This window comes from Chitinophaga costaii, from assembly GCF_900094705.1.
Lineage (GTDB): Bacteria > Bacteroidota > Bacteroidia > Chitinophagales > Chitinophagaceae > Chitinophaga > Chitinophaga costaii.
Genome location: NZ_FMAR01000006.1, coordinates 43,288 through 66,943 on the forward strand (window position 1 = coordinate 43,288; position 23,656 = coordinate 66,943).

The 23,656-nt window shown below is 48.8% G+C and carries 19 protein-coding genes; 8 read left to right on the forward strand and 11 right to left on the reverse strand.

The genetic code is table 11. The features are described from left to right. Positions 1–52 precede the first annotated feature (52 nt). Positions 53–1,090 carry a rod shape-determining protein gene (locus GA0116948_RS10395; protein ID WP_449384868.1) on the reverse strand — a complete coding sequence of 346 codons (1,038 nt, stop codon included), beginning with the start codon at positions 1,088–1,090 and terminating at the stop codon, positions 53–55. A 188-nt stretch (positions 1,091–1,278) separates the two neighbouring features. Then, positions 1,279–2,556 (reverse strand): phosphoribosylamine--glycine ligase, encoded by a 1,278-nt coding sequence (purD, locus tag GA0116948_RS10400; RefSeq protein WP_089711847.1) that lies wholly within the window; start codon positions 2,554–2,556, stop codon positions 1,279–1,281. Positions 2,557–2,761: 205 nt separating this feature from the next. Between purD and GA0116948_RS10405 the strand changes: the two genes are divergently transcribed. From GA0116948_RS10405 to GA0116948_RS10415, 3 genes are all read left to right on the forward strand, one after another. Continuing rightward, complete coding sequence (locus GA0116948_RS10405) at positions 2,762–4,477, forward strand: peptide MFS transporter (RefSeq protein WP_089711849.1); 1,716 nt, start codon at positions 2,762–2,764, stop codon at positions 4,475–4,477. A gap of 148 nt (positions 4,478–4,625) precedes the next feature. Further along, positions 4,626–6,683, forward strand: coding sequence for an OPT family oligopeptide transporter (locus GA0116948_RS10410; protein WP_089711851.1), 2,058 nt, complete (start codon positions 4,626–4,628; stop codon positions 6,681–6,683). Positions 6,684–6,810: 127 nt separating this feature from the next. Then, a complete protein-coding gene (locus GA0116948_RS10415; RefSeq protein ID WP_089711853.1) occupies positions 6,811–7,305 on the forward strand; it encodes a hypothetical protein in 495 nt (164 codons plus the stop codon). Between the two features lie 3 nt (positions 7,306–7,308). On the opposite strand, the gene GA0116948_RS10420 is transcribed toward GA0116948_RS10415, so the two are convergent. From GA0116948_RS10420 to GA0116948_RS10440, 5 genes are all read right to left on the reverse strand, one after another. Next, a complete protein-coding gene (locus tag GA0116948_RS10420; protein WP_089711855.1) occupies positions 7,309–8,511 on the reverse strand; it encodes a DUF1501 domain-containing protein in 1,203 nt (400 codons plus the stop codon). A gap of 87 nt (positions 8,512–8,598) precedes the next feature. Continuing rightward, positions 8,599–10,047 carry a DUF1800 domain-containing protein gene (locus tag GA0116948_RS10425; RefSeq protein ID WP_240619140.1) on the reverse strand — a complete coding sequence of 483 codons (1,449 nt, stop codon included), beginning with the start codon at positions 10,045–10,047 and terminating at the stop codon, positions 8,599–8,601. Positions 10,048–10,115: 68 nt separating this feature from the next. After that, complete coding sequence (locus GA0116948_RS10430; protein WP_089711857.1) at positions 10,116–10,655, reverse strand: GNAT family N-acetyltransferase; 540 nt, start codon at positions 10,653–10,655, stop codon at positions 10,116–10,118. Between the two features lie 238 nt (positions 10,656–10,893). Next, on the reverse strand, positions 10,894–12,165 hold the full coding sequence (serS, locus tag GA0116948_RS10435; RefSeq protein WP_089711859.1) for a serine--tRNA ligase: 1,272 nt from the start codon (positions 12,163–12,165) through the stop codon (positions 10,894–10,896). Between the two features lie 90 nt (positions 12,166–12,255). Beyond that, entirely contained in the window at positions 12,256–13,920 is a 1,665-nt protein-coding gene (locus GA0116948_RS10440; RefSeq protein WP_089711862.1) for an NAD+ synthase, read from the reverse strand. A gap of 250 nt (positions 13,921–14,170) precedes the next feature. Between GA0116948_RS10440 and gldB the strand changes: the two genes are divergently transcribed. Further along, positions 14,171–15,259: a gliding motility lipoprotein GldB gene (gldB, locus tag GA0116948_RS10445; RefSeq protein ID WP_089711864.1), complete on the forward strand. Its 1,089-nt coding sequence runs from the start codon at positions 14,171–14,173 to the stop codon at positions 15,257–15,259. A 173-nt stretch (positions 15,260–15,432) separates the two neighbouring features. Here the strand turns inward: gldB and apaG are convergent, their stop codons facing one another. The 3 genes from apaG to GA0116948_RS10460 form a co-directional block, all read right to left on the reverse strand. Next, complete coding sequence (gene apaG / locus GA0116948_RS10450; RefSeq protein WP_089711866.1) at positions 15,433–15,819, reverse strand: Co2+/Mg2+ efflux protein ApaG; 387 nt, start codon at positions 15,817–15,819, stop codon at positions 15,433–15,435. A 68-nt stretch (positions 15,820–15,887) separates the two neighbouring features. Continuing rightward, positions 15,888–16,226: a hypothetical protein gene (locus GA0116948_RS10455; protein WP_089711868.1), complete on the reverse strand. Its 339-nt coding sequence runs from the start codon at positions 16,224–16,226 to the stop codon at positions 15,888–15,890. 144 nt (positions 16,227–16,370) lie between these two features. Continuing rightward, a complete protein-coding gene (locus tag GA0116948_RS10460; protein WP_089711870.1) occupies positions 16,371–16,910 on the reverse strand; it encodes a YceI family protein in 540 nt (179 codons plus the stop codon). A gap of 369 nt (positions 16,911–17,279) precedes the next feature. On the opposite strand from GA0116948_RS10460, the gene GA0116948_RS10465 reads away from it, so the two are divergent. Next, entirely contained in the window at positions 17,280–18,554 is a 1,275-nt protein-coding gene (locus tag GA0116948_RS10465) for a UDP-N-acetylmuramoyl-tripeptide--D-alanyl-D-alanine ligase (protein WP_165798343.1), read from the forward strand. A gap of 471 nt (positions 18,555–19,025) precedes the next feature. Here GA0116948_RS10465 and mce read toward each other — a convergent pair whose 3' ends face one another. Continuing rightward, positions 19,026–19,427: a methylmalonyl-CoA epimerase gene (mce, locus tag GA0116948_RS10470; RefSeq protein WP_089712132.1), complete on the reverse strand. Its 402-nt coding sequence runs from the start codon at positions 19,425–19,427 to the stop codon at positions 19,026–19,028. Between the two features lie 144 nt (positions 19,428–19,571). On the opposite strand from mce, the gene GA0116948_RS10475 reads away from it, so the two are divergent. The 3 genes from GA0116948_RS10475 to gldG all read left to right on the forward strand — a co-directional run bounded on the left by GA0116948_RS10475 (position 19,572) and on the right by gldG (position 23,518). Continuing rightward, the gene (locus GA0116948_RS10475; protein ID WP_089711874.1) at positions 19,572–20,732 is read left to right on the forward strand and encodes a cysteine desulfurase family protein; all 1,161 of its coding nucleotides are present in this window, start codon (positions 19,572–19,574) and stop codon (positions 20,730–20,732) included. Positions 20,733–21,027: 295 nt separating this feature from the next. Continuing rightward, positions 21,028–21,762: a gliding motility-associated ABC transporter permease subunit GldF gene (gldF, locus tag GA0116948_RS10480; protein WP_089711876.1), complete on the forward strand. Its 735-nt coding sequence runs from the start codon at positions 21,028–21,030 to the stop codon at positions 21,760–21,762. A gap of 34 nt (positions 21,763–21,796) precedes the next feature. After that, positions 21,797–23,518, forward strand: a complete 1,722-nt coding sequence (gene gldG, locus GA0116948_RS10485; RefSeq protein WP_089711878.1) for a gliding motility-associated ABC transporter substrate-binding protein GldG — start codon at positions 21,797–21,799, stop codon at positions 23,516–23,518. Positions 23,519–23,656 lie beyond the last annotated feature (138 nt).

The following is a 23,656-nucleotide window of genomic DNA, read 5'->3' on the forward strand; positions in this document are numbered from 1 at the left end:
TTCCACCATAAGGTTAGCCCTTAATTTTGGAACTTAAAATGTACGAAGCTTGTTATTGCATCAGGAAAGGATACTTACCCACGTGCTTCAGGGCAATGCCCGTACCTCTTACCACGGCACGCAGCGGATCGTCGGCTACATGCACGGGTAGTTTTATTTTTTGGGAAAGACGCTTATCCAGCCCGCGCAGCAAGGCGCCACCACCGGTAAGGTACAAGCCACGGCGGTAAATATCGGCAGCCAGTTCCGGCGGTGTTGTTTCCAACGCTTTGAGTATGGCTTCTTCAATTTTGAAAATAGATTTGTCCAGTGCTTCAGCGATCTCCTGGTAAGACACCTGAATTTGCTTGGGGATACCTGTTACCAAGTCACGGCCATTTACCGGGATGTCATCTGGTGGGTTATCCAGTTCTTTGAGGGCGGAACCTACCTGGATTTTGATCTGCTCTGCAGTACGTTCACCAATCAGCAGGCTGTGGTAGCGGCGCAGGGCTTCCATGATGTCTGCAGTAAACTCATCGCCTGCAATACGGATACTCTGGTCGCACACAATACCGGCCAGGGCGATCACAGAAATACCGGTGGTACCACCTCCAATATCGATAATCATATTACCTACCGGCTCTTCAACGTCTATACCTATACCAAGGGCAGCAGCCATTGGTTCATGAATTAAAAATACTTCTTTAGCACCTGCCTGCTCGGCAGAGTCGCGCACGGCACGCTTTTCTACTTCCGTAATGCTGGAAGGTATACAAATAACCATGCGCCAGCTCGGTGCAAACAATGGCTTTTTGGGGTATACCATCTTGATCATTTCACGCAGCATGCCTTCCGCTGCGTTAAAATCTGCAATTACACCGTCTTTCAACGGGCGGATGGTACGCAGGTATTCATGTGTCTTTTCATGCATCATCATGGCTTTTTTACCTACGGCCACAATTTTGCCCCCTGCCCTTTCAATGGCCACGATAGATGGCTCGTCCACCACCACCTGGTCATTATGAATGATAAGCGTATTCGCTGTACCCAAGTCGATCGCTATCTCCTGCGTTAAAAAATTAAAAAAGCCCATTGTTGATACGGTCAAAAATTTGAATGCAAAATTGAATAATTCTCACGAATATACGATACAAAAAATGTATGTTACCCTAAATAATTTAAGTGCTGAAAAACTGCTGCTACCGCATTAATTCATGGGTGATCGTGCATACGCTGCAGGCATAAACTGTACCAGTATTTGACCTGCACCCTTCAAATATATATTAAAATTAAACTTTATACAAATTCAAAGCCTATATCTTTCCTAAAATATTTCCCCTCAAATTGTATCTGTGCCGCCGTAGCCTTGGAATGGGCCAGCGCCGTGGCCAGATCAACGGCCAGGGATGTTACGGTGAGTACCCGCCCGCCATTGGTCATCACCTGACTGCCGGCCAGCGTAGTACCGGCATGCAGTACCAACTGGTTTGCAGTGGAAGCGGGAATACCGGTAATTACCTTGCCTTTCTCGTAAGCTTCCGGGTATCCGCCTGCCACCAGCATAACGGTGGCGGCTGCACGCGGATCGGCCAGTACTTGCTGCTGGCTCAGCGTGCCGGTGGTCACTGCCAGGAATAGTTCCACCAGATCATTCTGCAAACGCGGCATCACCACTTCCGTTTCCGGATCGCCCATGCGACAGTTGTACTCAATAACATACGGCTCGCCGCCTACTTTAATGAGACCAAAAAACACAAAACCATGATAGGCTATGTTTTCTTTGAAAAGCCCGTTTATCGTGGGTTTTATTACCTGCTCATCTACCTTGTCCATGAAGGTTTTATCGGCAAATGGAACGGGCGATACAGCGCCCATGCCGCCGGTATTTAAGCCGGTATCGCCTTCACCAATGCGTTTATAATCTTTGGCAGCAGGCAGGGTTACATAACTTTTGCCATCGGTCAGTGCAAACACAGACAGCTCAATACCAGAAAGAAATTGCTCAATTACCACTTTTTTACCTGCGTCGCCAAACTTGGCGTCACGGATCATTTGCCGGAATGCGTCTTGTGCTTCCGCCGTAGTGGTGGCAATTACCACACCTTTGCCAGCAGCCAGGCCGTCGGCCTTAATTACTACAGGCAATGCATGCTGGGCCAGGTAGGCCACGCCTTCTTCAAAGGTGTCTTCGGTAAATTCGCGATAAGCTGCTGTAGGTATGCCATGACGGCACATAAACTGCTTGGCAAATGCCTTGCTGCCTTCTAACTGCGCGCCGTATTGAGAAGGGCCCATTACCGGAATATGGCGGAGCGCCTCCTCTTGTTGAAAGAAGTCATAAATACCGTTTACAAGCGGGTCTTCAGGACCTGGCACTACCAGGTCTATCCCATTTTCCAGGCAAAAGGTTTTTATACTGGTGAAGTCGGATACGGCAATATTTACATTCTGCCCGTATTGAGGGGTACCGGCGTTACCGGGGGCAATGAAAAGCTGTGTACAGAGCGGGCTTTGTGCCATTTTCCAGGCCAGCGCATGCTCGCGGCCTCCACTACCAAGCAATAATATATTCATAGCAATATAATCCTGAATGCCCGGCGGGTACCCGGAAAATCCACGGGAAACCTGTTCTTGGGCCGTATTTTACGATTTGAGATGCAAAGAACGTTTAAAAAAATGGCAGTCGCGTTTTTTTCATGTAAAAGCCTGGAATTATTTATCTTGCTTGTTTGTAGTTTCATCAAACACCTAATACAACATTAAATAAACCAACCAATTTATGCAATCAACTGTTGCTGAAACAGGCGCCAGCGTTGAATCTTCAACCAAAACCTGGCATCCGAAAGGGTTGTTTGTGCTGTCTTCCACAGAGATGTGGGAGCGCTTCAACTTTTACGGCATGCGCGCCTTGCTTACCTTATTCCTGGTGAACGCTTTGAAATTTTCTGAAGCAGATGCCTCCATCATTTATGGTGGCTTCCTGGGCCTCTGCTATCTTACACCCATGCTGGGCGGCTATGTGGCCGACCGTTACCTGGGAAACCGGAACTGCATTATCCTGGGCGGTTTTGTATTGAGCATCGGGCAGCTCTTTATGTTTGCAAGTGGGGCCACCTATATGGGTAGTATCGACACAGGCAAGTTGCTGATGTACATAGGCCTGGGCGTACAAATCCTGGCCAATGGATTCTTTAAGCCCAATATTTCTTCCATGGTAGGTCAGCTTTATCCTAAAGCCGACACCCGCCTGGATTCTGCTTTCACCATTTTTTACATGGGCATTAACATGGGTTCTTTGCTGGGTATGGCCATTTGCCCCTGGCTGGGCGATGTAAAAGTAGATGGGGTGCGCGTTAGCGAGGCGTTTAAATGGGGCTTCCTGGCAGCAGCAGTAGCCATGCTGATTGGTACTATACTGTTTTATTTCCTGAAAAATAAATACGTAGTAGATCCTAGCGGCAAGCCGGTAGGCACCAAACCTACATTTACCAACAAGGCCGCCATCGCCGGAGAAGAGGCAGAAAAGGCGCATTTTACCAGGCCCGCCATCCTGGGCTGCGTAGCATTGATGGTGGTACTTTTCCTGGCCATTCACTATGTTTCCATTGACCCCAACCCGATTAAGTCCTGGGTGTATCCATTTATATATGCAGCCGGCCTGACGCTGGCCGTACTCATCCTTACAGATAAGTCCATTACCAAAATAGAGCGCGACCGCATCCTGGTGATGTACGTAGTGGCCTTCTTTGTGATCTTCTTCTGGGCTTGTTTTGAACAAGCAGGATCTTCTCTGACCTTCGTGGCAGACAAACAAACCGACCTTCACTTTTTGGGTTATGAACTGCCGCCCAGCTCCTTGCAAAATGCTAACTCTCTGTTCATTATTATACTGGCCCTGCCTTTTAGCTTACTATGGAGCGCCTTGCAAAAGAAAAAGCTGGAACCTATTTCACCTGTTAAACAGTCTATCGGACTACTCATGCTGTCCATTGGTTTTCTGATTATTGCACAGCAGGTGAAAAATTTGGGGGAAGGCATGAAACTGGGCGTGGTATGGATGTTCGTTATGTATTTCTTCCACACGGTAGGAGAACTTTGTTTGTCGCCTATCGGCTTATCCCTGGTATCGAAACTGGCCCCTAAACGCTTTACCTCTTTACTGATGGGTGTTTGGTTCCTGGCCAATGCCGCAGGGTATGCCCTGGCAGGTACGCTGGGCGCCCTGCTGCCGCCCGATCCAGACAAATACAAGGCTGCGGCCGCGCAGGGCATAGACCTGAAGGCGGTGCTGGACAAAACCACGCCGCTCTCTGCCTCCGTGCAAGCTGCGCTGGACAAGCTCCAGATTACGGACCACTATCCTACTTTTGCAGGTTATACCATTCATAACCTGTATGAATTCTTCATGGTATTTGTGATCCTGCCAGGTGCCGCCGCCGTGCTGCTGTTCCTGTTGTCTGGCTTCTTGAAAAAAATGATGCACGGCGTACGCTAAACAACGCCCTATCATAAATGGTTAATCTTTGCTGGCAGATGTGAGAAAATTCAATATCTTACCTCCCGTCGGACAAGGATTAACCATTTTTCATTATCACCACATCCAATATCTGCATCGTTACAACTTTTTAATCTATTTGTTCTTTATGGCAGACTTCAAGCCCTTTGTGACGCCGGAAAGCAATATGAAGGAGTTTACCCTCAAGTCCATTTTACTGGGCAGCTTGTTTGGTATTATCTTCGGCGCTTCCACCGTGTACCTGGCCCTGAAAGCGGGGCTTACCGTTTCCGCGTCCATTCCTATCGCCGTTATCGCCATTACACTGGGGCGGCGGTTTTTCAAGACCACCATCCTGGAAAATAACATTATCCAGACCGCCGGCTCCGCGGGCGAAACCATTGCCGGCGGCGTGGCCTTTACCTTGCCTGGCTTCCTTTTCCTCTCTACCGGGGGCGATGGCGACAAGTATTTTAATTACCTCACCATTTTAATTTTGTCTATCCTGGGCGGTTTCCTGGGTACGTTGATGATGGTGCCGCTGCGGCGCTCCCTGATCGTGAAAGAGCATGATAACCTGCCCTACCCCGAAGGCACGGCCTGTGCAGCAGTACTGAAAGCGGGCGAAAAGGGCGGCAACTTTGCCCGTACAGCGTTCTGGGGCCTGGGCTTTTCAGTGGGGTATGCATTTTTACAACATGTGCTGCACATAATCTCTGAAACGCCTAATTGGATCGTTAGCCAAACAAATAAATATGCTCCTTCCATGAAGATTGGTGGCGAGATTACGCCAGAATACATGGGGGTAGGTTATATCATTGGTCCACGCATATCGGGGGTACTGGTAGCCGGCGGCGTATTGGCCTGGTGCATGCTCATTCCCTTGCTGGCCACCCTGGTGCCACCAGATATGATTGCTACTCAGCTAACCAAACTGGGTTACATGGCCAATTTAACTACCGCCGGTGGCCGCAATGGCTGGGACCCGGTGAACCATACCTTCAGCGACTATTCTGGTGCCGTGTACAATGCCTACATCCGGCAGATTGGGGCCGGCGCTGTGGCAGCAGGCGGTTTTATGACCCTGCTCAAAACCATTCCCACGATTATCGCTTCTTTCCGCGACAGCATCAAATCCTTACGGGATAAAGATGCCAACGCCACTGTAGCGCGCACAGACCGAGACCTGAGCCTGAAGTTTGTAGGTTGGGGCTGCCTGGCGCTGATGGTGCTGATGTCTGTGATCCCGCTTATTCCCGGCGATAGCTGGTTTACCCGCGCTATCATTGGTGTATTGGTAGTGGTTTTCGGTGCCTTTTTCGTAACAGTGTCCAGCCGCATTGTAGGACTGATCGGTACGTCCAATAACCCGATCTCCGGGATGACCATTGCCACCATCATGGCCACCAGCCTGGTTTTCATCTCCGCCGGCTGGACGGGTAAGGTGTATGAACCCATGGTACTGGTAGTAGGGGGCATGATCTGCATTGCCGCTGCCAACGCAGGTGGTACCTCCCAAGACCTGAAAACTGGCTATATCGTAGGTGCCACTCCGTTATACCAGCAGATAGCCCTGTTGATCGGTGCCATTGTATCCTCCGTGGTAATTGGCTACACCGTGCAGGTGCTGGATACTCCCACCGGCGATCTGCTGGCCAAGGGTGTTACCCACGCCATTGGCAGTGAAAAATTCCCTGCTCCCCAAGCTACACTCATGGCTACTTTAATTAAGGGCATCCTGGGCGGACACCTGGACTGGCAATTTATCGTAGCGGGTGCGTTTGTGGCAGTGGCCATTGAACTCTGCGGACTCAATGCCCTGTCCTTCGCCGTAGGCCTGTATTTGCCATTAAGCACTACGCTTCCCATTGCAGTGGGCGGCGCTATCAAAGGCCTTGTAAATTACAAGGCGAAAAAAGAGGGCCAGCAGGCAGACGATGATGAACTGGGCCAGGGCAACCTCTTTGCCACCGGCTTGGTGGCAGGAGGTGCCATTGCCGGCGTGATCGTGGCTTTCCTCAGCGTAGGCAAAACCACCGGCGCTATTATGGACAAACTCAATGGGGAAGCGTTCCTCAGCAATGCCCTTGGTGTACCGCTGTATGATATTGTAGGTAGCCTCATTTTCCTGGCCATGGGCTTTATTTTATATCGCATAGCCCGCAGCCGCAAACTGGCAGCTAGTGCAGCATCTATTGATGCATAAGCCATCACTTATATAAAAAAAACCGGCTGCGCCTCCCTTGCAGCCGGTTTTTTTTTGAGGCAATTTCCCCTGTACCTGAGCGTTATATAGTATCTTAGCACCGTTCTTAGCTATAAAATTTCCCTGCATGCAAAAATTGCTACTTCTCCTCCTGGCCACTTACCTTGTATGTTCATCCTGTAGCAAGTATAAAGACGATAGCCAGCGCCGCAAATTTGTAAGCATGATGCTGGATAGTAGCTTTATTATCGGGGAAGACCCCAAAGCGGTAGTTACTTACGCCGATCCCAGTGAAGAAAACCCGGCTGGATTTCCCACCCTGCTGGTGAGTGGTTTCAGTTACAATAAATTGTATTATACGTTTTCCATTACTTCTACCGATAGCCTGCTACACCCCGGCACCTACGTTTCCGGCATGTCCGGTAATGCACTGACCCTGTTGGATTCCAGTTCCCACATTCTATCCGCCAACGCAGACCAGGGTGCTTTTTCTCTCACCATTCTCAGCGTAAAAGACAGCACGGTTCAGGGTGAATTTACCGCCACGTTAGTAAATGAAACCTCCGGCGAATCCCACCAACTGCAACGTGGCGCTTTCCGCACGAATTTCTCCCGGCAATAATTTTTATATAAAAGACAAATGCGGGTACTGCTGTTGTAAAATAAGCCGGTCGTCTGCGCCCAGCCATTTGTGCAATAGGGTGGCATACACGCTTTTAAAGTCAGTATTGTACACCAGATCTCCTTCCACCAAATGAGCCAGGTCTGGCGCGGCATTGAGGATGCCCTGCTGCTTTAGCGCACCGCTCAGCAGGAACATATTATTGGCCGTACCATGATCGGTGCCGCCGCTGGCATTTTGCGCCACCCTTCTCCCAAATTCCGAAAAGGTCACTACCACCACATCCTGGAAGCGGTGCTGCTGCTTCAGGTCCTGCACAAAAATATTCAACGCATCGTCCAGTTGCCCGAAAAGCCGCTGCTGCTGCGCCTGTTGGTCCACGTGAGTATCAAAACTACCGTGCGATACATAGTACACTTTCGTATTGATATCACTCATAATGAGGTTGGCAATCGTCCGCATATGCTTTCCCAGTTCCGTATCCGGATAGGCTGCTTTCGACTGGTAAGCGCGGGACTGTTGGGAAATATAGGCAGCGCTGGAAATGGTATCTCCCATGGTTTTATAAAGGTATTCTACGTTCTGATGCGCATCTTCTGTATGATGACTGGCCTGTAACGATTTAAAATAAGGGTCGTTGCTGGTACTCATGAGACGATTGGCATCGGTAAAGGCCAGCCCGTTTGTTTGAGTGCCTTTGAGGGCAAGGCTTAGCGTATCATCCATTTCCAGCGCTTGTGTGGGCGGGTTGCATCCCTTGCACTGGGCGTCGAGATAGCGCCCTATCCAACCGTTGGTCCAGTAATCCTGGCTTTGACTGGCAGTTTGCCAAATATCCATAGAGCGGAAGTGCGAACGGTCGGGATTGGGATATCCAACGTTATGCAGTAAGGCCATGGAACCTTCGTCGTACAAGGCTTTCATCGCCTTAAAAGCCGGGTGAATGCCTTCTTCATCGGTCAGCGTCAAGGCGTTTTCCCGTTTAATGCTAAGCGTAGGGCGCAATTGATAATAGATATCATTGCGGTAGGGAATAATGGTATTAAGTCCATCGTTACCGCCTGAGAGCTGTATCACTACCAATGCCTTATTGCCAGGAGCCGCTATGGGCCTGCGTTCCAGTGCTTTCAAAAATTTAGGCACCATGGTGGCCACTGTGGCCAGCGAACCTGTCTGGAGAAAACGTCTTCTGTTGAGGAGTAGCATACGTTAAAAATTGTACACGGTACGAGGTACCGCGGATCATAAATCAGCACATCGATCTGCAGCACATCATGCTTTGTACCGGGTATCTTAACATAACTGATATTCCGGAGTACTCATAACATCGATAGTAACTGTTTTTATATAACTTTCCCGGGTAGTAGCATCGGCATATTGGTTTAGCAACGCCGGTGCCAGGTTATTCCGGCCCAATAAATTTTGCGTGATAGCAGGTCCCAGGTCTTCGCGGGCTATGCCGGAAAGGCTGTCCAGGTAAGGCTGCCAGTTTACCCGGGCTTTTATTTTTTTGGCATATTGCCGCATCAGGAAATCGTTGATGGCCAGCGTTGTTTTGTAATGCTGCCCCTCTCCCATTTCAGGCATCAATTCTTTAGGCATGATGTTCAATGCCTGCGAATACAGGATCACCTGTGGTACCCGCATGCGGAACATCAGGCTGGAGCTGTCTATCCAATTGCGTCCACCAGGCCATCCGGCTACATTGGGCGGATAAAAAAGCAATTGCCCCATAATGCGCTGAAACAGCAGCATTACTTCTTCCTGCTCAAACAACATGGGAATAGTTCTGCGAATGCCCACCAATAACTCAACCGGCGATTTGATGCGGTTACCCACATTGATCTTGTCATAAAAAAAGTCGCTGTTGAAAATATGTTCCATCAGCGAACGGATGTCGTATTGATGATCGTAAAATTTGCGGGCCAATGTCTGCACACGATCTTCATCCACCACCTCATTCACGAAAAAAGTATATAGTTTCCGGGTAATAAATTGGGCTGTTTGTTCCTGTTCACAAATTATTTTCAGCACATCGTCCCCATCGAAATGCCCTGTTTTACCAAGTATGGTTTTTAATCCATCGTCGTGTGCATTTTTGCGAAATACAAATGTGCCCGTTGCATCAAACCCCCATCCGGTAAAGGCCCGCGCAGCTTCTTTCACGTCGGTTTCGGTATAGTGGCCACGCCCCATGGTAAACAATTCCATCACTTCCCGCGCAAAATTTTCGTTGGGATGCTGCTTGCGGTTTTGCTGGTTATTAAGGAATTGTAACATGGCCGGGCTTTTGGAAACTCCGGTGAGTAAGTCGCTGAAATTGCCCAGGGCATGCTCCCGGATCACCTGCAATAGTTGCTGGCTAAAAAGCACATTTTGGGTACGGCAGGCAAAATGTCCGTGCCAAAACAGCGCCATTTTTTCCTGCAAGGCATGCGGCGTATTGATCATTTCCAGCATCCAGGAAACATTGAGGTCTTTAGTAGCCTGGTCATTCATCCGGGCCACCGCCTTCCGCTCCTCTGCTGTCATACTTTTTACACGGGTGTATTCCGGCAAGTCTGAGTCGCGGATTACGTATAGCGGCGTAATAGGTGTTGAAGGCGCAGCTATCATTTCCTTCACTATCTCACTACGGCGCTTATCCAGCCAGCTGCTGACAACCGGCATTGTTTCGCCAAAGCCTGCTCTCCAGGCCAGGTGTTGCAGCAGCAAACGATCTCCGTGTTTCACAAAAGCCATGGAATAATTTTAGAGGTATGACTAACCAGGGAGAGTAGAGGTTTAACGGGGTGGTGTGTCACCAGCCATCATTTAACATTTTTATACATAGTGATCAAATCTATGCGCCGGCCATCTTTCTGACGGATTGCACCGGGTAAACGACCACATTCCTGGAAATTAAAATTGCGATATAATTGAATAGCTTTCTCATTGTGGGCAAACACCTGGAAATGAACGATCTCTATTGTAGGATGTTCTTCGGCCCAGCGCACCATAGTGGTCATTAGCCGTCGGCCAATGCCCAGGTTCCAATAGTTACGTAGAATGGCGATCCCCATTTCACCACTATGCATTTGCTTATAAAACCGGCCCTGCGTTACGGTAAGATAACCCACGATGAAACCATCCACCACCGCTACCAGCAGCAAGTGCTGAGGTTGGTCGCGATAAGATTTGATAAAATCCCTTTCACCGGAGATGTCCATGCCAAGAGCTTCTTCGGGCGTATGCAACAAAAAGTCGCTTTCACGCGTCATTTGCTGAAGGCAATGCATCAGTGCCCCAGCTTCGTCCAGCTCAGGCGTACGAATGACCAAAGATTGTCCGGTAGGTAGAAAATGATGCATAACCACAATGTAACAAAAAACCGGCGCCTGTAAAGACACCGGTTTGTTACGAATTATTTTTGAGCATTGGTTTGTACAAAGGCTAGCACAGCGGCTTTCCGATCATCGCCGAGTTTGGCTGTTGGCCCCATTATGAGTAATAAGCTCCCGGCGATTTTCTTCATCGTAATTGCTTTGTGATAAAACTAATGTACAATATAAATGCATGTTTTAACAATTAAATACCCTGCAAACTGTTTTACCCAATTTTTGCGCTGCCGAAATAAGGTTGCAGGCTGGCAGGGATAGCAATGCCATCTGCCGTCTGATGATTTTCCAGCAGGCAGGCCAAAATGCGGGGCAAAGCCAGAGAGCTGCCATTGAGGCTGTGAACCAGTTGAGACTTGCCATGGCTATCCTTGAAACGGGCCTTCAGGCGGTTAGTCTGGTAGCCCTCGAAGTTGGATACGGAGCTTACCTCCAGCCAGCGGCCCTGTGCGGCAGAATATACTTCAAAATCGTAGGTAAGTGCAGATGTAAAGCTCATATCTCCGCCGCATAATCTTAAAATGCGATAAGGCAATTCCAGGGAAAGAATGAGCTTTTCTACGTGCTGCACCATATTTTCCAGCGTATCGTAAGAGGTATCTGGATGTACAAGCTGCACTAACTCTACTTTATCGAACTGGTGCAGGCGGTTTAGCCCACGCACATCCTTACCATAAGACCCTGCTTCCCGCCGGAAGCAGGGGGTATAAGCCGTCATTTTAATAGGTAGTTCGCTTTCCTTGATGATGGTATCGCGGTAAATATTGGTCACCGGTACCTCAGCGGTGGGGATCAGATAAAAACCATCTTCAGTCACGTGGTACATCTGCCCTTCTTTATCGGGCAGTTGTCCGGTGCCGGTGGCAGATTCCGCATTCACCAGGTAGGGCGGCTGAAATTCTGTATAGCCGTTATCGGTATTATAATCCAGGAAGTATTGGATGAGCGCACGTTGCAGCTTGGCACCTTTGTTTTTATACACGGGAAATCCGCTACCGGTGATGCGGGTGCCGAGTTCAAAGTCGATCAGATCATACTGGCTGGTTAGCTCCCAGTGCGGTTTTGCACCGGCGTGCAGGGTGGGCATAGGCCCGCCGCTACGCACCACTACGTTATCTTCCGGTGTTTTACCGGCTGGCACGGAGCTATGGGGCAGGTTGGGAAGTTTATACAAGGCAAGTGTAAGGTTTTCTTCCACTTGTTTCAGTTCGTCGTTAATCGGCTGCAACCGCTGCTTTAGGGTGGCTACTGCGGCCTTGCGGCTTTCTGCGCCTTCTTTATCGCCGGCGGCCATCAGCTTACCGATTTCCTTGGACGATACATTCACCTGCGCCTGCGTTTCATCATACTCCAGGGTCAGCTTCTTCCGGCGGTCGTCTAGTGACAATACTTCATCTACCACACTAAGCTCCTTAAATTGCTTGAGCGCCAGGCGCTCCAGCACCAAATCCTTGTTCTGACGAATAAATTGAACCTGTAACATGATGTGTTTAAATAAATTTAATCAAATATATAAAAATAGCAACGCCCACTAGCGCAGTGCCGGCGGAGGCTAAAATATTTTCTGCAAATATCAACTTAAATAAGTACCCACAATTGGCACACGGCGCCCTACGCCAAAGGCTTTGGAGGATACGCGGATGATGGGGCAAAATTGGTTGCGCTTGTATTCATTATTGTTTACCAGCTTCAGCGTACGGGCCACCAGCGCCGCATCGAAGCCACGGGCCACGATCTCCCGGGGTCCCTGGCGGCGCTCAATATACTGGTACAATAATTTGTCCAGCACGGCGTAGTCGGGCAGGCTATCACTGTCTTTCTGGTTAGGCCGCAATTCTGCACTGGGGGCCTTATCGATAATATTAGCCGGGATAATCTCCCCATGGCGGTTAATATAGCGGGCCAGCGCATATACCTGCATTTTATACAAGTCGCCAATTACAGACAATCCGCCGGCCATATCGCCATACAATGTACCATAACCGGTAGAAAGCTCGCTCTTGTTGGAGGTATTGAGCAAAATATAACCGAACTTATTGGAAAGCCCCATCAGCAAGTTTCCCCGGATGCGGGACTGCGTATTTTCTTCCGCTACATTAAACGGCAGGCCGTTGAACAGTGGGTTTAATGTATGCAGAAACGATTCATAAATATCGTGAATACGCACAATGTCGTATGGGTTACCGAGATGCTTAGACAATGCCACCGCATCATCCACCGAATGCTCCGAGGAGTAGGGTGAAGGCAGGAGAATGGCGCGCACATTGTCTTTACCCAATGCCTCGCAAGCCACGGCCAGCACCACGGCACTGTCTATCCCGCCAGAGCTGCCGAGGATAGCTTTGGTAAAACCCATCTTGCCAAAATAATCGCGGATGCCTAGCAGTAATGCCTGGTATATGCGATCGATATTGTAATCAAACACCAGCTCCGTGACGTCTGGTGCCACCTCCACCTGCTTCACTGCATTACCAACGGATAAGGATTCCAGCTCAATGCTGCCCAATGCTTCTTCAAAGTAGGGCAATTCTTTCACCACATTGCCCTGCGCGTCAAACACCAGCGATCCTCCATCAAACACGATCTCCGTTTGCGAGCCTACCGTATTGCAGTACAGCATAGGCAGTTTATATTTCAGTACATTGGCGCGGATAATTTCTTTGCGCTCATGTGCATGATCATAATCAAAAGGCGATGCGCTTAAATTGATCATTATATCCGGTTGCTGTAGGATGAGATGATCCATAGGACACTCGCGGTATAGCGGATTATCACCCAGATTCCAGATATCTTCACACACCGTTACAGCCAGTTTTTTCCCTTTAAACGGTATCACCGACCATTCAAAGCCCGGCTCAAAATAGCGGTACTCGTCGAACACATCGTAAGTCGGCAACAGGGTTTTGTGTACCACTTGTTTTACTTCACCTTCATACAGGAACCAGGCCGCGTTGAAAAGGTCTTTACCAGACAATTGCGGGTTGCGGGCAGGCCCGCCTAACAGCACGGCAATGTCGGTTGCATGCGCTTTGATCGCATCAATGGCGGCATAGCTCCGGGCAATGAAGTCTTCAAATTCCAGGAAATCGCGGGGCGGATAACCACACACACAAAGTTCGGAGAACACCACCAGGTCTGCCTGCTGCGCTTTAGCCGCGGCAATGCCGGCGATGATCTTTGCTGTATTTTTCTCAAAATTACCGATGTGGTAATTTTGCTGTGCCAGTACAATTTTCATAGTTACAAGTGAGTCGTTAATGGAGGATCGAATGGTACGATCCATTTACAATGAACGTTTAATCTTTTTCGTATTGTTCCCATATCTTATTGTTCCCAGAAGCACCGCCCCCGCTTGTCACAGACTCCGGATATGGTACTGTAGCCAAGGCCGGCATGGTGAAAAGGCAACCTGGCAGTATTCGTTTTATGCAAATATTTTTAATACGAAACAGTTTAAATACTTTTAGGCGATTATTTCAGAAAAAACGATGCAAAGGTACACTATTAAAAACATAACGGGCAGTGCCGGAATACTGCTGCTGCTCGCACTTACAGCCTGTACGCGTACGCGCAAAACGCCCGATGTAAGTAATATCCCCATCACCGTAAAGATAATTCGATTTGACCAGGATCTGTACCGCACAGATACGAATCAGGTAGCCGCAGGACTGCACCAGCTTTACCTGAAATATCCGGGTTTCCTGCCTACTTACCTGAAAGATATCATGAATTTTGGCCCGTATAACGACAGTGCCACTACCACGCCGGTAATATCCGCAAACGAACCGGAGGGTGCTGCACCCCGTATGACGCAGGCCGGTGCGGTGCAGAAAATGCTGACCAATCCGGACCTGCGCCGGCTACAGGCCGCCGTGGATCAGCAGTTCAGCGATATGAGCCATATCAACCAACAACTGGCACAGGCCTTCCGGTACACTAAATATTATATCCCCGCTTTCCAGCCACCAAAAGTTATCTCCTTTACATCTGCCATCAGTAATTATGGTGCCATAACAGTAGATTCTATCCTGGGCATTGGCCTGGATATGTACCTTGGCGCAGATTTCGGCGTGTACCAGCAGATACCGGATCTTCCCAATTACATGATCCGCAGGTTTTCCAAAGAATACCTGGTAGCCGATGCCATGAAGGCACTGGAGCAGCAGCGATACCCCCCGGAAAAAACCGGCAGCCGCCTGCTGGCGCAGATGGTAGACGCAGGCCGGCAACAGTATTTCCTGGAAATGGTGCTACCCACTACCCCAGACAGCATCCGCACCGGCTACACACAAGACCAGTTAAACTGGTGTCACGACAATGAACAATTGATCTGGCAATACTTTGTGCAGCGCAACCTGCTCTACATTACAGACTGGCAGGAAACCACGCATTACATGGGCGAAGGACCCAGCACCCAAGGTATGCCCCCTGGCTCTCCAGGGCAGATAGGAATATTTGTGGGTTGGCAAATCGTAAGGTCCTACATGGAACGCCATCCCGATGTAACGTTGCAGCAATTGATGGAGATAAAAGATCCTGTGCAGCTTTTTAATGAAGCGAAGTATAAACCAAAATAAAGCAGAAGCGAGGGTAGTGGATTTTTCAACGCACGCCTCAAGGCACCTTTATTTATTCACCGGCAACATGGCGCATATAGTTTAGGGTACAACACCAACAATATATCAGGGAGATTTTGATGGGCGCGAGATAAGAAAAACAGGCCACTTTTGACGCAACAAACTGACAACAATTAATTCAGCTTAAACGGTACAATCATCTGGAATTCCGGAATTTTAACTTCGAACAGCTTTTTGTCTAGCTGGTTTTCCATTTGATAAGTGCCGTACATTTTGCCAAGCTCGGTGCGGAGATTGGAACCCGAAACGTACTGATAGCTTTCGCCAGAGGCCAGCAAGGGCTGAACGCCCACTACACCCTCTCCTTCTACCTCGCGGTGAGTACCATTAGAATCAATAATGTACCAGTGGCGGCGGAGGAGCTTGATAGGGAAAGTATTATTATTTTCAATGGTAATGCGGTAGGCAAACATAAACTCGCTACCAACAGGATTGGAGTAGTCTGGTTGATAAAATGTTTCAACGCTGATGGTGATTCCCTCTGTTACCTTCTTTACCATAAAAAACAGCCTTTACTGTAAAAATAAGTAAATAATTCCAGCTTTGGGTCCATTTGACCCCAAGATGGCTATGCTTTCGGTGCAAAATCGATATTTTTCAGCAGTTCAGGGTCATTTTCAGCCTCCCTGGCCGCAATTTCAAATGCATTTTGATAATACCCATGCCGGTGAAACTCCCGCCAGTACAGCCAAAGGAATCGCAATATCCCATATTGCCGGTATTGGTACACGTGACAAACCTCATGCCGCATCCAACCTGCATCAGACAGGAATCCCTGCCGGCTTACCCCATGCAGATAAATGGTGCAACCCACTACCATGGCCATTTGAGAGCTTCGCATACGCTTTGCTGCCAGTTTTGCCAGCCATGCATCTTCTTTAATATGTACTACTAATTTGCGTATCATTACTATAAATGGAATCGCCAGGAAAGGGTAAACGCTGGCTACATTGCCCTGGCACTAGCTGCACCACGCTTAGGGAGTGCATTGCTTCATCCCGGGAAAAATATCCGCCCAGGAGCACAGGGCGGCCTAACCTGCTATTATGATTTACGGTTTGTAGTCCGCATGTACCGTAACGTCTACCACCTCGGCAATATTTTCCAGCATCAGGCTAGGAATTTTGATGGAATGATCTACCAATTTAATCTGGAAATTCGCGTCGCTGATAACCTCTGTTCCTTTTATCTGCAAGGTTCCCTTTTCTTCATAGGGGCGGCTTACACCATGCAGCAGCAAATCACCTTTTACCACCACCGCGTATTTACCATCCTTGCTTAAATCGGCAGCGGTTATAATAACACCTTTAAATTCAGCTGCCGGGTATTTACCGGACTCCAGGTAGCTATCATTGAAATGGTCTTTCATCAGCTTGTATTTAAATGCAAATGAATTGACCGGTACCTTAAAATAAATCTCTTTTGTTTTTACATTCAGCGTAGTAAATGCCTGCATCGTTTGCGCTTTAATATCTTCCAGTGGCGTGGAAGAAAAGAAAGACACCGAAGCAGTTTTATCCGTACGCACATCCTGTGCAAACCCAGTACTGGAAGCCATTCCCAACATCATCCATAATAAATATCTTCTCATAATATAACATTAATTCATCATCCCGTTACGCATCCAGCAGACAATGCTATCTATTTACTGGCCATCAGGGAAGGGAAATCTTGTGCTTTTGGCATAATGGCATTTGTCCTGGCTACATGACCCCGGAAAATTGCTTTGGTCCCGCTAATATAATTTTTAAGTTGATCCACTGGCAGAAAAATTTGCCTTAGTCCCCGGATGGGTACTGTCCGGTATGGCTGCCGTTACCCATGGCTATCATCCGCTGGGTGGCCATTGTGGCTGAGTCAAATTGCCAGCCGGCCCATCTCCTCCTCCGCATTTTTTAGGCAGTTGAGTAGGACTAAATGAGTATTTTTGACCGGAGCTTATCCGCTAAAAATATTGCCCGTGCAAAATCTTTCTGCTTTATACGACCGCTATCGCGCCCATTCTTCCATCCAGACCGATACCCGCAAGTTGCAGCCTGGCGATATTTTTTTCGCCCTCAAAGGGCCCCACTTTAACGGTAATGCTTATGCCGAGCAGGCATTGGCCGCAGGGGCGGCCTACGCCGTTGTAGATGATCCAGCCTTTTATACCCAGCCCGATAAAATGATGTTGGTACCTGACGCCCTGCAAACCCTGCAAAGATTGGCCAATCTGCACCGGCGGGCGCTGGATATTCCTTTTCTGGCCATTACCGGCACCAACGGGAAAACCACTACGAAAGAATTGATAAATGCCGTACTCTCCAGCCACTTCAAAACCGTGGCCACAGAGGGCAATCTCAATAATCATATCGGCGTGCCGCTCACCTTATTAAAAATCCCCACTGGCACCGAGATCGCCGTAATAGAAATGGGCGCCAACCACCAGCGCGAAATAGCTGGCTACTGTGAAGTAGCCATGCCTACACACGGCCTGATTACCAATATCGGGAAAGCACATTTGGAAGGTTTTGGCGGTCCTGAAGGGGTGAAAATTGCCAAAGGAGAACTGTACGATTACCTGCGCGCTCACGAGGGTACTGCATTTGTATGCACCGACTATGATTATCTGCTGCCTATGGCTAAAGGCATCCCCCAAATCATTACCTACGGCGGCCACGATGCCAGCTATCAGGGCCAGGCTATTGCCGGTTCCGCCCTGCTGGCTGTAACCCTGAAAGGTAGCGATGCCCCGATACAAACCCACCTGGTGGGTGCTTATAACACGGCTAATGTACTAGCCGCTGTAGCCGTTGGCCGGCACTTTGGCGTGCCGGAAGCCAGCATCCGCACGGCCCTGGAAGGATATGTGCCTTCCAACAATCGTTCGCAGGTTATACAGCAAGGCAGCAACACCATTATCATGGACGCCTATAATGCCAATCCTTCCAGCATGCGGGCAGCCATTGAAAACTTTGCGGGTTTAAACGCTCCCAAAAAGGTATTGCTGCTTGGCGGTATGATGGAATTGGGAGCAGACAGCATTGAGGAACACCAGGCGCTGGTAGACCTGCTCCAGCAAACCCACTGGCATGCGGTGGTGCTGGTGGGCGGCGATTTCAGCAAAGTGAAACATCCCTACCTTTTTCTGCCCGATGCCGCCGCAGCCCACCAATGGCTGGCGCAGCAACAGTTTCAGCATACCTACCTGCTCATCAAGGGATCAAGAAGTGTGGGGATGGAAAAGGTATTGTAGATCACCTACACACCTTATTAAAAACGCCCGCTGGCAGCTTATGCCGACGGGCGTTTTATTTCCAGGATGGACAAAAAAATACCTGCAAGCTGGAAAGCCCGCAGGTTTTTCATAACCTATGCCAACTTTAGAGTAAAAATGTGCTGCCAAGGACCTATGAGAAAATTACTCCAGGACAATGACCTATATATTGAATAAGATAATTTCTATAGAGGTAGCGTGTGCGATTGATAATGGTTCTGGTAAAAAACTGATTCCGGCTATAAAAATGGTCTGTGCATTCAGTTAACAATGTTCCCCTTTCTACGAACTCTACAAGAGTTTTATCCCAATTAACTTCAGGAATACGTACGAATAGATATGTTCTATGGATTTTAAATACCAAAAAAACTTTTAATTATTGATAATGAATAGATTAAAACATCCCCTGCTTTCTTAAAATCCAACTATCGTTAACGGGTATACGAAAGCTTACCGGATTTCCTGGCATAGCTCTATTAGTACGCCATGGGTATCTTTGGGATGAACGAAGCATATAAGTTTATGATCGGCGCCCTGTTTGGGGGTTTCATTAAGCAGGGTAAACCCCTCCCTGCGCAGGCGGGCCATTTCAGCATGAATATCTTCCACCTCGAACGCAATATGGTGAAGGCCTTCTCCTTTCTTGTCGAGGAATCGTTTAATGGCGCTGTTCTCGCCAGTGGCTTCCAGCAATTCTATTTTGGTATGGCCCTGTTGGAAAAAAGCCGTTAATACCTGCTCGCTTTCTACCAACTCCTTTTTGTAACAGGGTGTGTTTAGCAGGCGTTCATATAGCGGAATGGCCTTCTCCAATGTGTAAACGGCAATGCCTATATGTTCTACTTTCTGCATGGCAGGTAAGACGGTTTTAGGGGCCGCCGGGTTTGTAAGTAAGCTATTCCCCGGCATTTGGCAAAACTTATTTCCATGTCATGTGGCTGTCGCATTTTATACAAGTGCAAGGTTCCAAAAGACCTTTCTTTGTAAATTTACAATATGCAATCTCCCATCTACCTCGATTATAATGCTACCACGCCTTGCGACCCGCAGGTGTTGGACACCATGCTGCCATACTTTACCCAACAATTTGGCAATGCCGCCAGTACCCATCCCCTGGGCTGGTCTGCCGGCGCCGCCGTGGAAAAGGCCCGTGGGCAGGTGGCCCAGTTAATCGGTGCCACTGCGCAGGAGATCATATTTACCTCCGGTGCCACCGAGGCTGATAACCTGGGTATTAAAGGAGTGTTTGAAGCTTACGCTGCCAAGGGGCATCATATCATTACCGTGGCCACGGAACATAAGGCCGTGCTGGACACCTGCCATCACCTGGAAAAACTGGGTGCCCAAGTCACCTATCTGCCGGTAGATTCCTTGGGGCATATTAGCCTGGAAGCCCTCGAAAATGCCATTACCCCACAAACCATCCTGATATCGGTGATGTATGCCAATAACGAAACCGGCGTTATTCACCCCATCCGGGCTATTGGCGCAATCGCCAAAAAGTACGGCATTCTTTTTATGACAGACGCCACCCAGGCCGTAGGCAAAATACCGGTGAATGTAGTGGAAGACGGCATAGACCTGCTGGCCTGTAGCGCACACAAGATCTATGGACCCAAGGGTGTGGGTGCACTGTATGTGCGCCGCAAAGATCCAAGGGTAACACTGACCGCCCAAATGGACGGGGGCGGCCATGAACGCGGCTTCCGCTCTGGCACTATGAATGTGCCTGGCATTGTGGGTTTTGGCAAAGCAGCAGAACTATGCCGCCTGCACCTATCCGAAGAATATACCCGCCTCTCCTCCCTGCGTAACACGCTGGAAAATGGGCTGCTGGCACTAGGCCAGGTTACGGTAAACGGCGACACCAGCCATCGCTTGCCACAGGTAAGCAACCTGGCTTTCGGCCACGTGTCTGGCGAAATGCTATCGGCGGCATTTACCAGCAAGGTGGCCATTTCCTCCGGATCGGCCTGTACAGCGGCCAGCATGGAGCCTAGTTTTGTGCTACTGGCCATGGGCATACCGGACGAACTAGCAAGAGCCTCCCTGAGACTGAGTGTAGGACGGTTTACTACGGAGGCGGAAATAACTACTGTAGTGGAAACTATCAGCACCGCGGTAAGCAAGTTGCGCCAACAGGTGTTTTCATTGTAAGCCCAAAAAGGGCAGGCATCCTTTGCCTGCCCTCCAATATATAGCCGGTGTGAGGCCGGTAAATTACATGCACCGGCATCATAAGCTTTGCCACCCTTTTCTATCCACGCGGCCCATTACATATAGATTTTCCTGCAACTACTACCATAGCCCTTACAACTGGTAGTTGCCCTTCGTATTTTAGCAGGGCATTCACCGCATCCAATATTTCCAACCATTCTACGTTTCCTTACTAATTAACACCTAATACATAATCATTTTTTACTAGCTTTACCGGGTCCTTACCTGAAAACTCATGCTCGCCATCTTTAAAAAAGAAATAAACCAGTTCTTCAGCAGTATTACCGGCTACGTGGCCATTATCGTATTCCTGCTGGCAAACGGGCTGATGCTCTTCGTTTTCCCGGATACCAGCCTGCTGGATTATGGATATGCCAACCTGGACCCACTGTTCGACCTGGCACCCCTGATTTTCCTGCTTCTGATTCCGGCCATCACCATGCGCAGCTTTTCCGATGAATTTAAAAGCGGCACTATGGAACTACTGGGTACTAAACCACTAACGGGTTGGCAAATCGTACTGGGGAAATGCTGGGCCAGCATACTGATCGTACTCATTGCCATCCTGCCTACTTTTATATATTACATCGCTATTTACCAGCTTTCCGCCACACCAGGCAATATCGACAATGGCGGCATTGCCGGCGCTTATATCGGCCTGCTGCTGTTGGGCGCTGTATTCACCACCATTGGCATCTGGGCGTCTTCGCTCACCAGCAATGCCGTGGTGGCCTTTCTCATTGCTATTTTCACCTGTTTTCTTTTTTATAATGGTTTCGATGCGCTGAGCAAAGTGGCTGCCTTTTCCGGCGGATGGGATTATTACCTGCAAATGGCAGGCATTAAATTTCATTACAACTCCATAAGCCGGGGCGTAATAGATAGTCGTGACGTGATCTATTTCCTGAGCGTAATGGGGCTGATGTTATACCTTACTAAAACTTCTTTACAACGCAAGATGTGGCAGTAAGCGCCCTTGCACCATTATCGCCTACAATACTTACATGGAATCAACAAAAGCAACCAAGCAGAAAAAGTATATACAACGTGCCCTGGTAGTTATCGCGGTACTCATCGGTATTAACGTGCTGGCCGGTTATTTCCATGGCCGGCTGGATCTTACACGCGAAAAACGTTTTACGCTGTCGCAACCAACGAAGCAACTGCTGCGCAAATTGGATGGTACGGTATCTGTCACGGTGTTCCTGAAGGGTGATTATCCCTCGAGTTTTAAACAACTGGCACAAACCACGCAGGAATTGCTGGCGTCGTTTAAGGAATACGGCGGTCCCAATATCCAGTATGATTTTATTAACCCGTCTCAGGGCCTGTCTGATTCGTCTTTTGCTATCCTACAGGACTCGCTGGCCGCCAAAGGTATTATGGCTTATAACCTGCAGGTACAGCAGGAAGCTAACCAGGGTTATGCGGAAAAATTAATTTTCCCCGCCGCTATGCTGCATTACAAAGACCGCACGATCAGCGTAAACCTGCTGAAAAGCCAGGGCGGCCAGGATCCGCAGGCGGCGCTAAATAGTTCCGAATCTTTACTGGAATACCAGTTTGCCAATGCCATCCGCAAACTGCAACAAACCGAAAGACCCCTCATCGGCTACATGCTGGGGCATGGCGAATCATTGGGACTGGAAGTATACGATGCGCTCAATACCCTGCAAAATAACTACCGCCTGGATACCGTTACCTTGCAGGCGCACGGCTATATACCTCCGGAATTTAACGCCATCATTTTTACCCATCCTACAGAAAGATTTACGGACGAAGACAAATTAAAAATAGACCAGTACGTCATGCACGGCGGTAGGGTCATGTGGATGATAGATCCGCTCAGCGCTTCGATAGATAGCATGAACGGGCAGCAGGACTACATGGCTTTTGACCAGGGCCTGAACCTGGAAGACATCTTGTTTCGGTACGGTGTACGCATTAACAGCGACCTGGTAGAAGACCTCCAGTGCGACCTGGTGCCACAGGTAGTGGGCAACATGGGCGGCAAGCCGCAGATACAACCACTGCCCTTTCCTTTCTTCCCGCTGCTGCAACCGGCAGGTACCCATCCCATTGTAAAAAATATGGATGAAGTAATGAGCCGTTTCGTAAGCTCTATCGATACCGTGGGAGGCAGCGATATTGTAAAAACCATTTTGCTTACCACCGACCATAATAGCCGCCGCGTACCCGCGCCGGTAAAATTGAGCTGGTCGGAGCTGAGCGTTAAACCAAATCCCCGCGAGTTCCGACTCTCTCAACTGCCGGTAGCTGTGCTGCTGGAAGGGAAGTTTAAATCACTATTCCAGCACCGGCTAAGCCGCGCTGAAGAAGATTCCTTTGCACAACTCAGCGGTAAAGATTTTATCCAGCAGGCAGACACCATCAACAAAATGATTATTGTGAGCGACGCCGATGTGATCACCAACGCAGTATCCCAGAAAAACGGCCCCCTGCAAATGGGCGTTAATTTATACAATCCCGATTACGTATTTGCCAACAAAGAATTTTTCCTCAACAGCCTGGAATACCTAACCACCAATGATGCCGGTATTATGGAAACCCGCAACAAAGAACTGGTATTACGCTTGCTAGACCCCAAAAAAGTAACTGCCGAAAAAACAAAATGGCAGGCCATTTGCTTTTTAGTACCCATTGGATTAGTGCTACTGTTTGCCATGATCTTCCAATTCATCCGGCAGCAGAAAAACACTAAATAGGCCCTTCCCGCTTTTTTTTGCGACCATCCCGCCAGCACAGTTTTGTACGGTATGGTATCCTATTTACATTTAAATAATGTATATATAACCTCCGGTCAATGTAGCATTATTACTTATATGTTTTTGTTTTCACCGTCC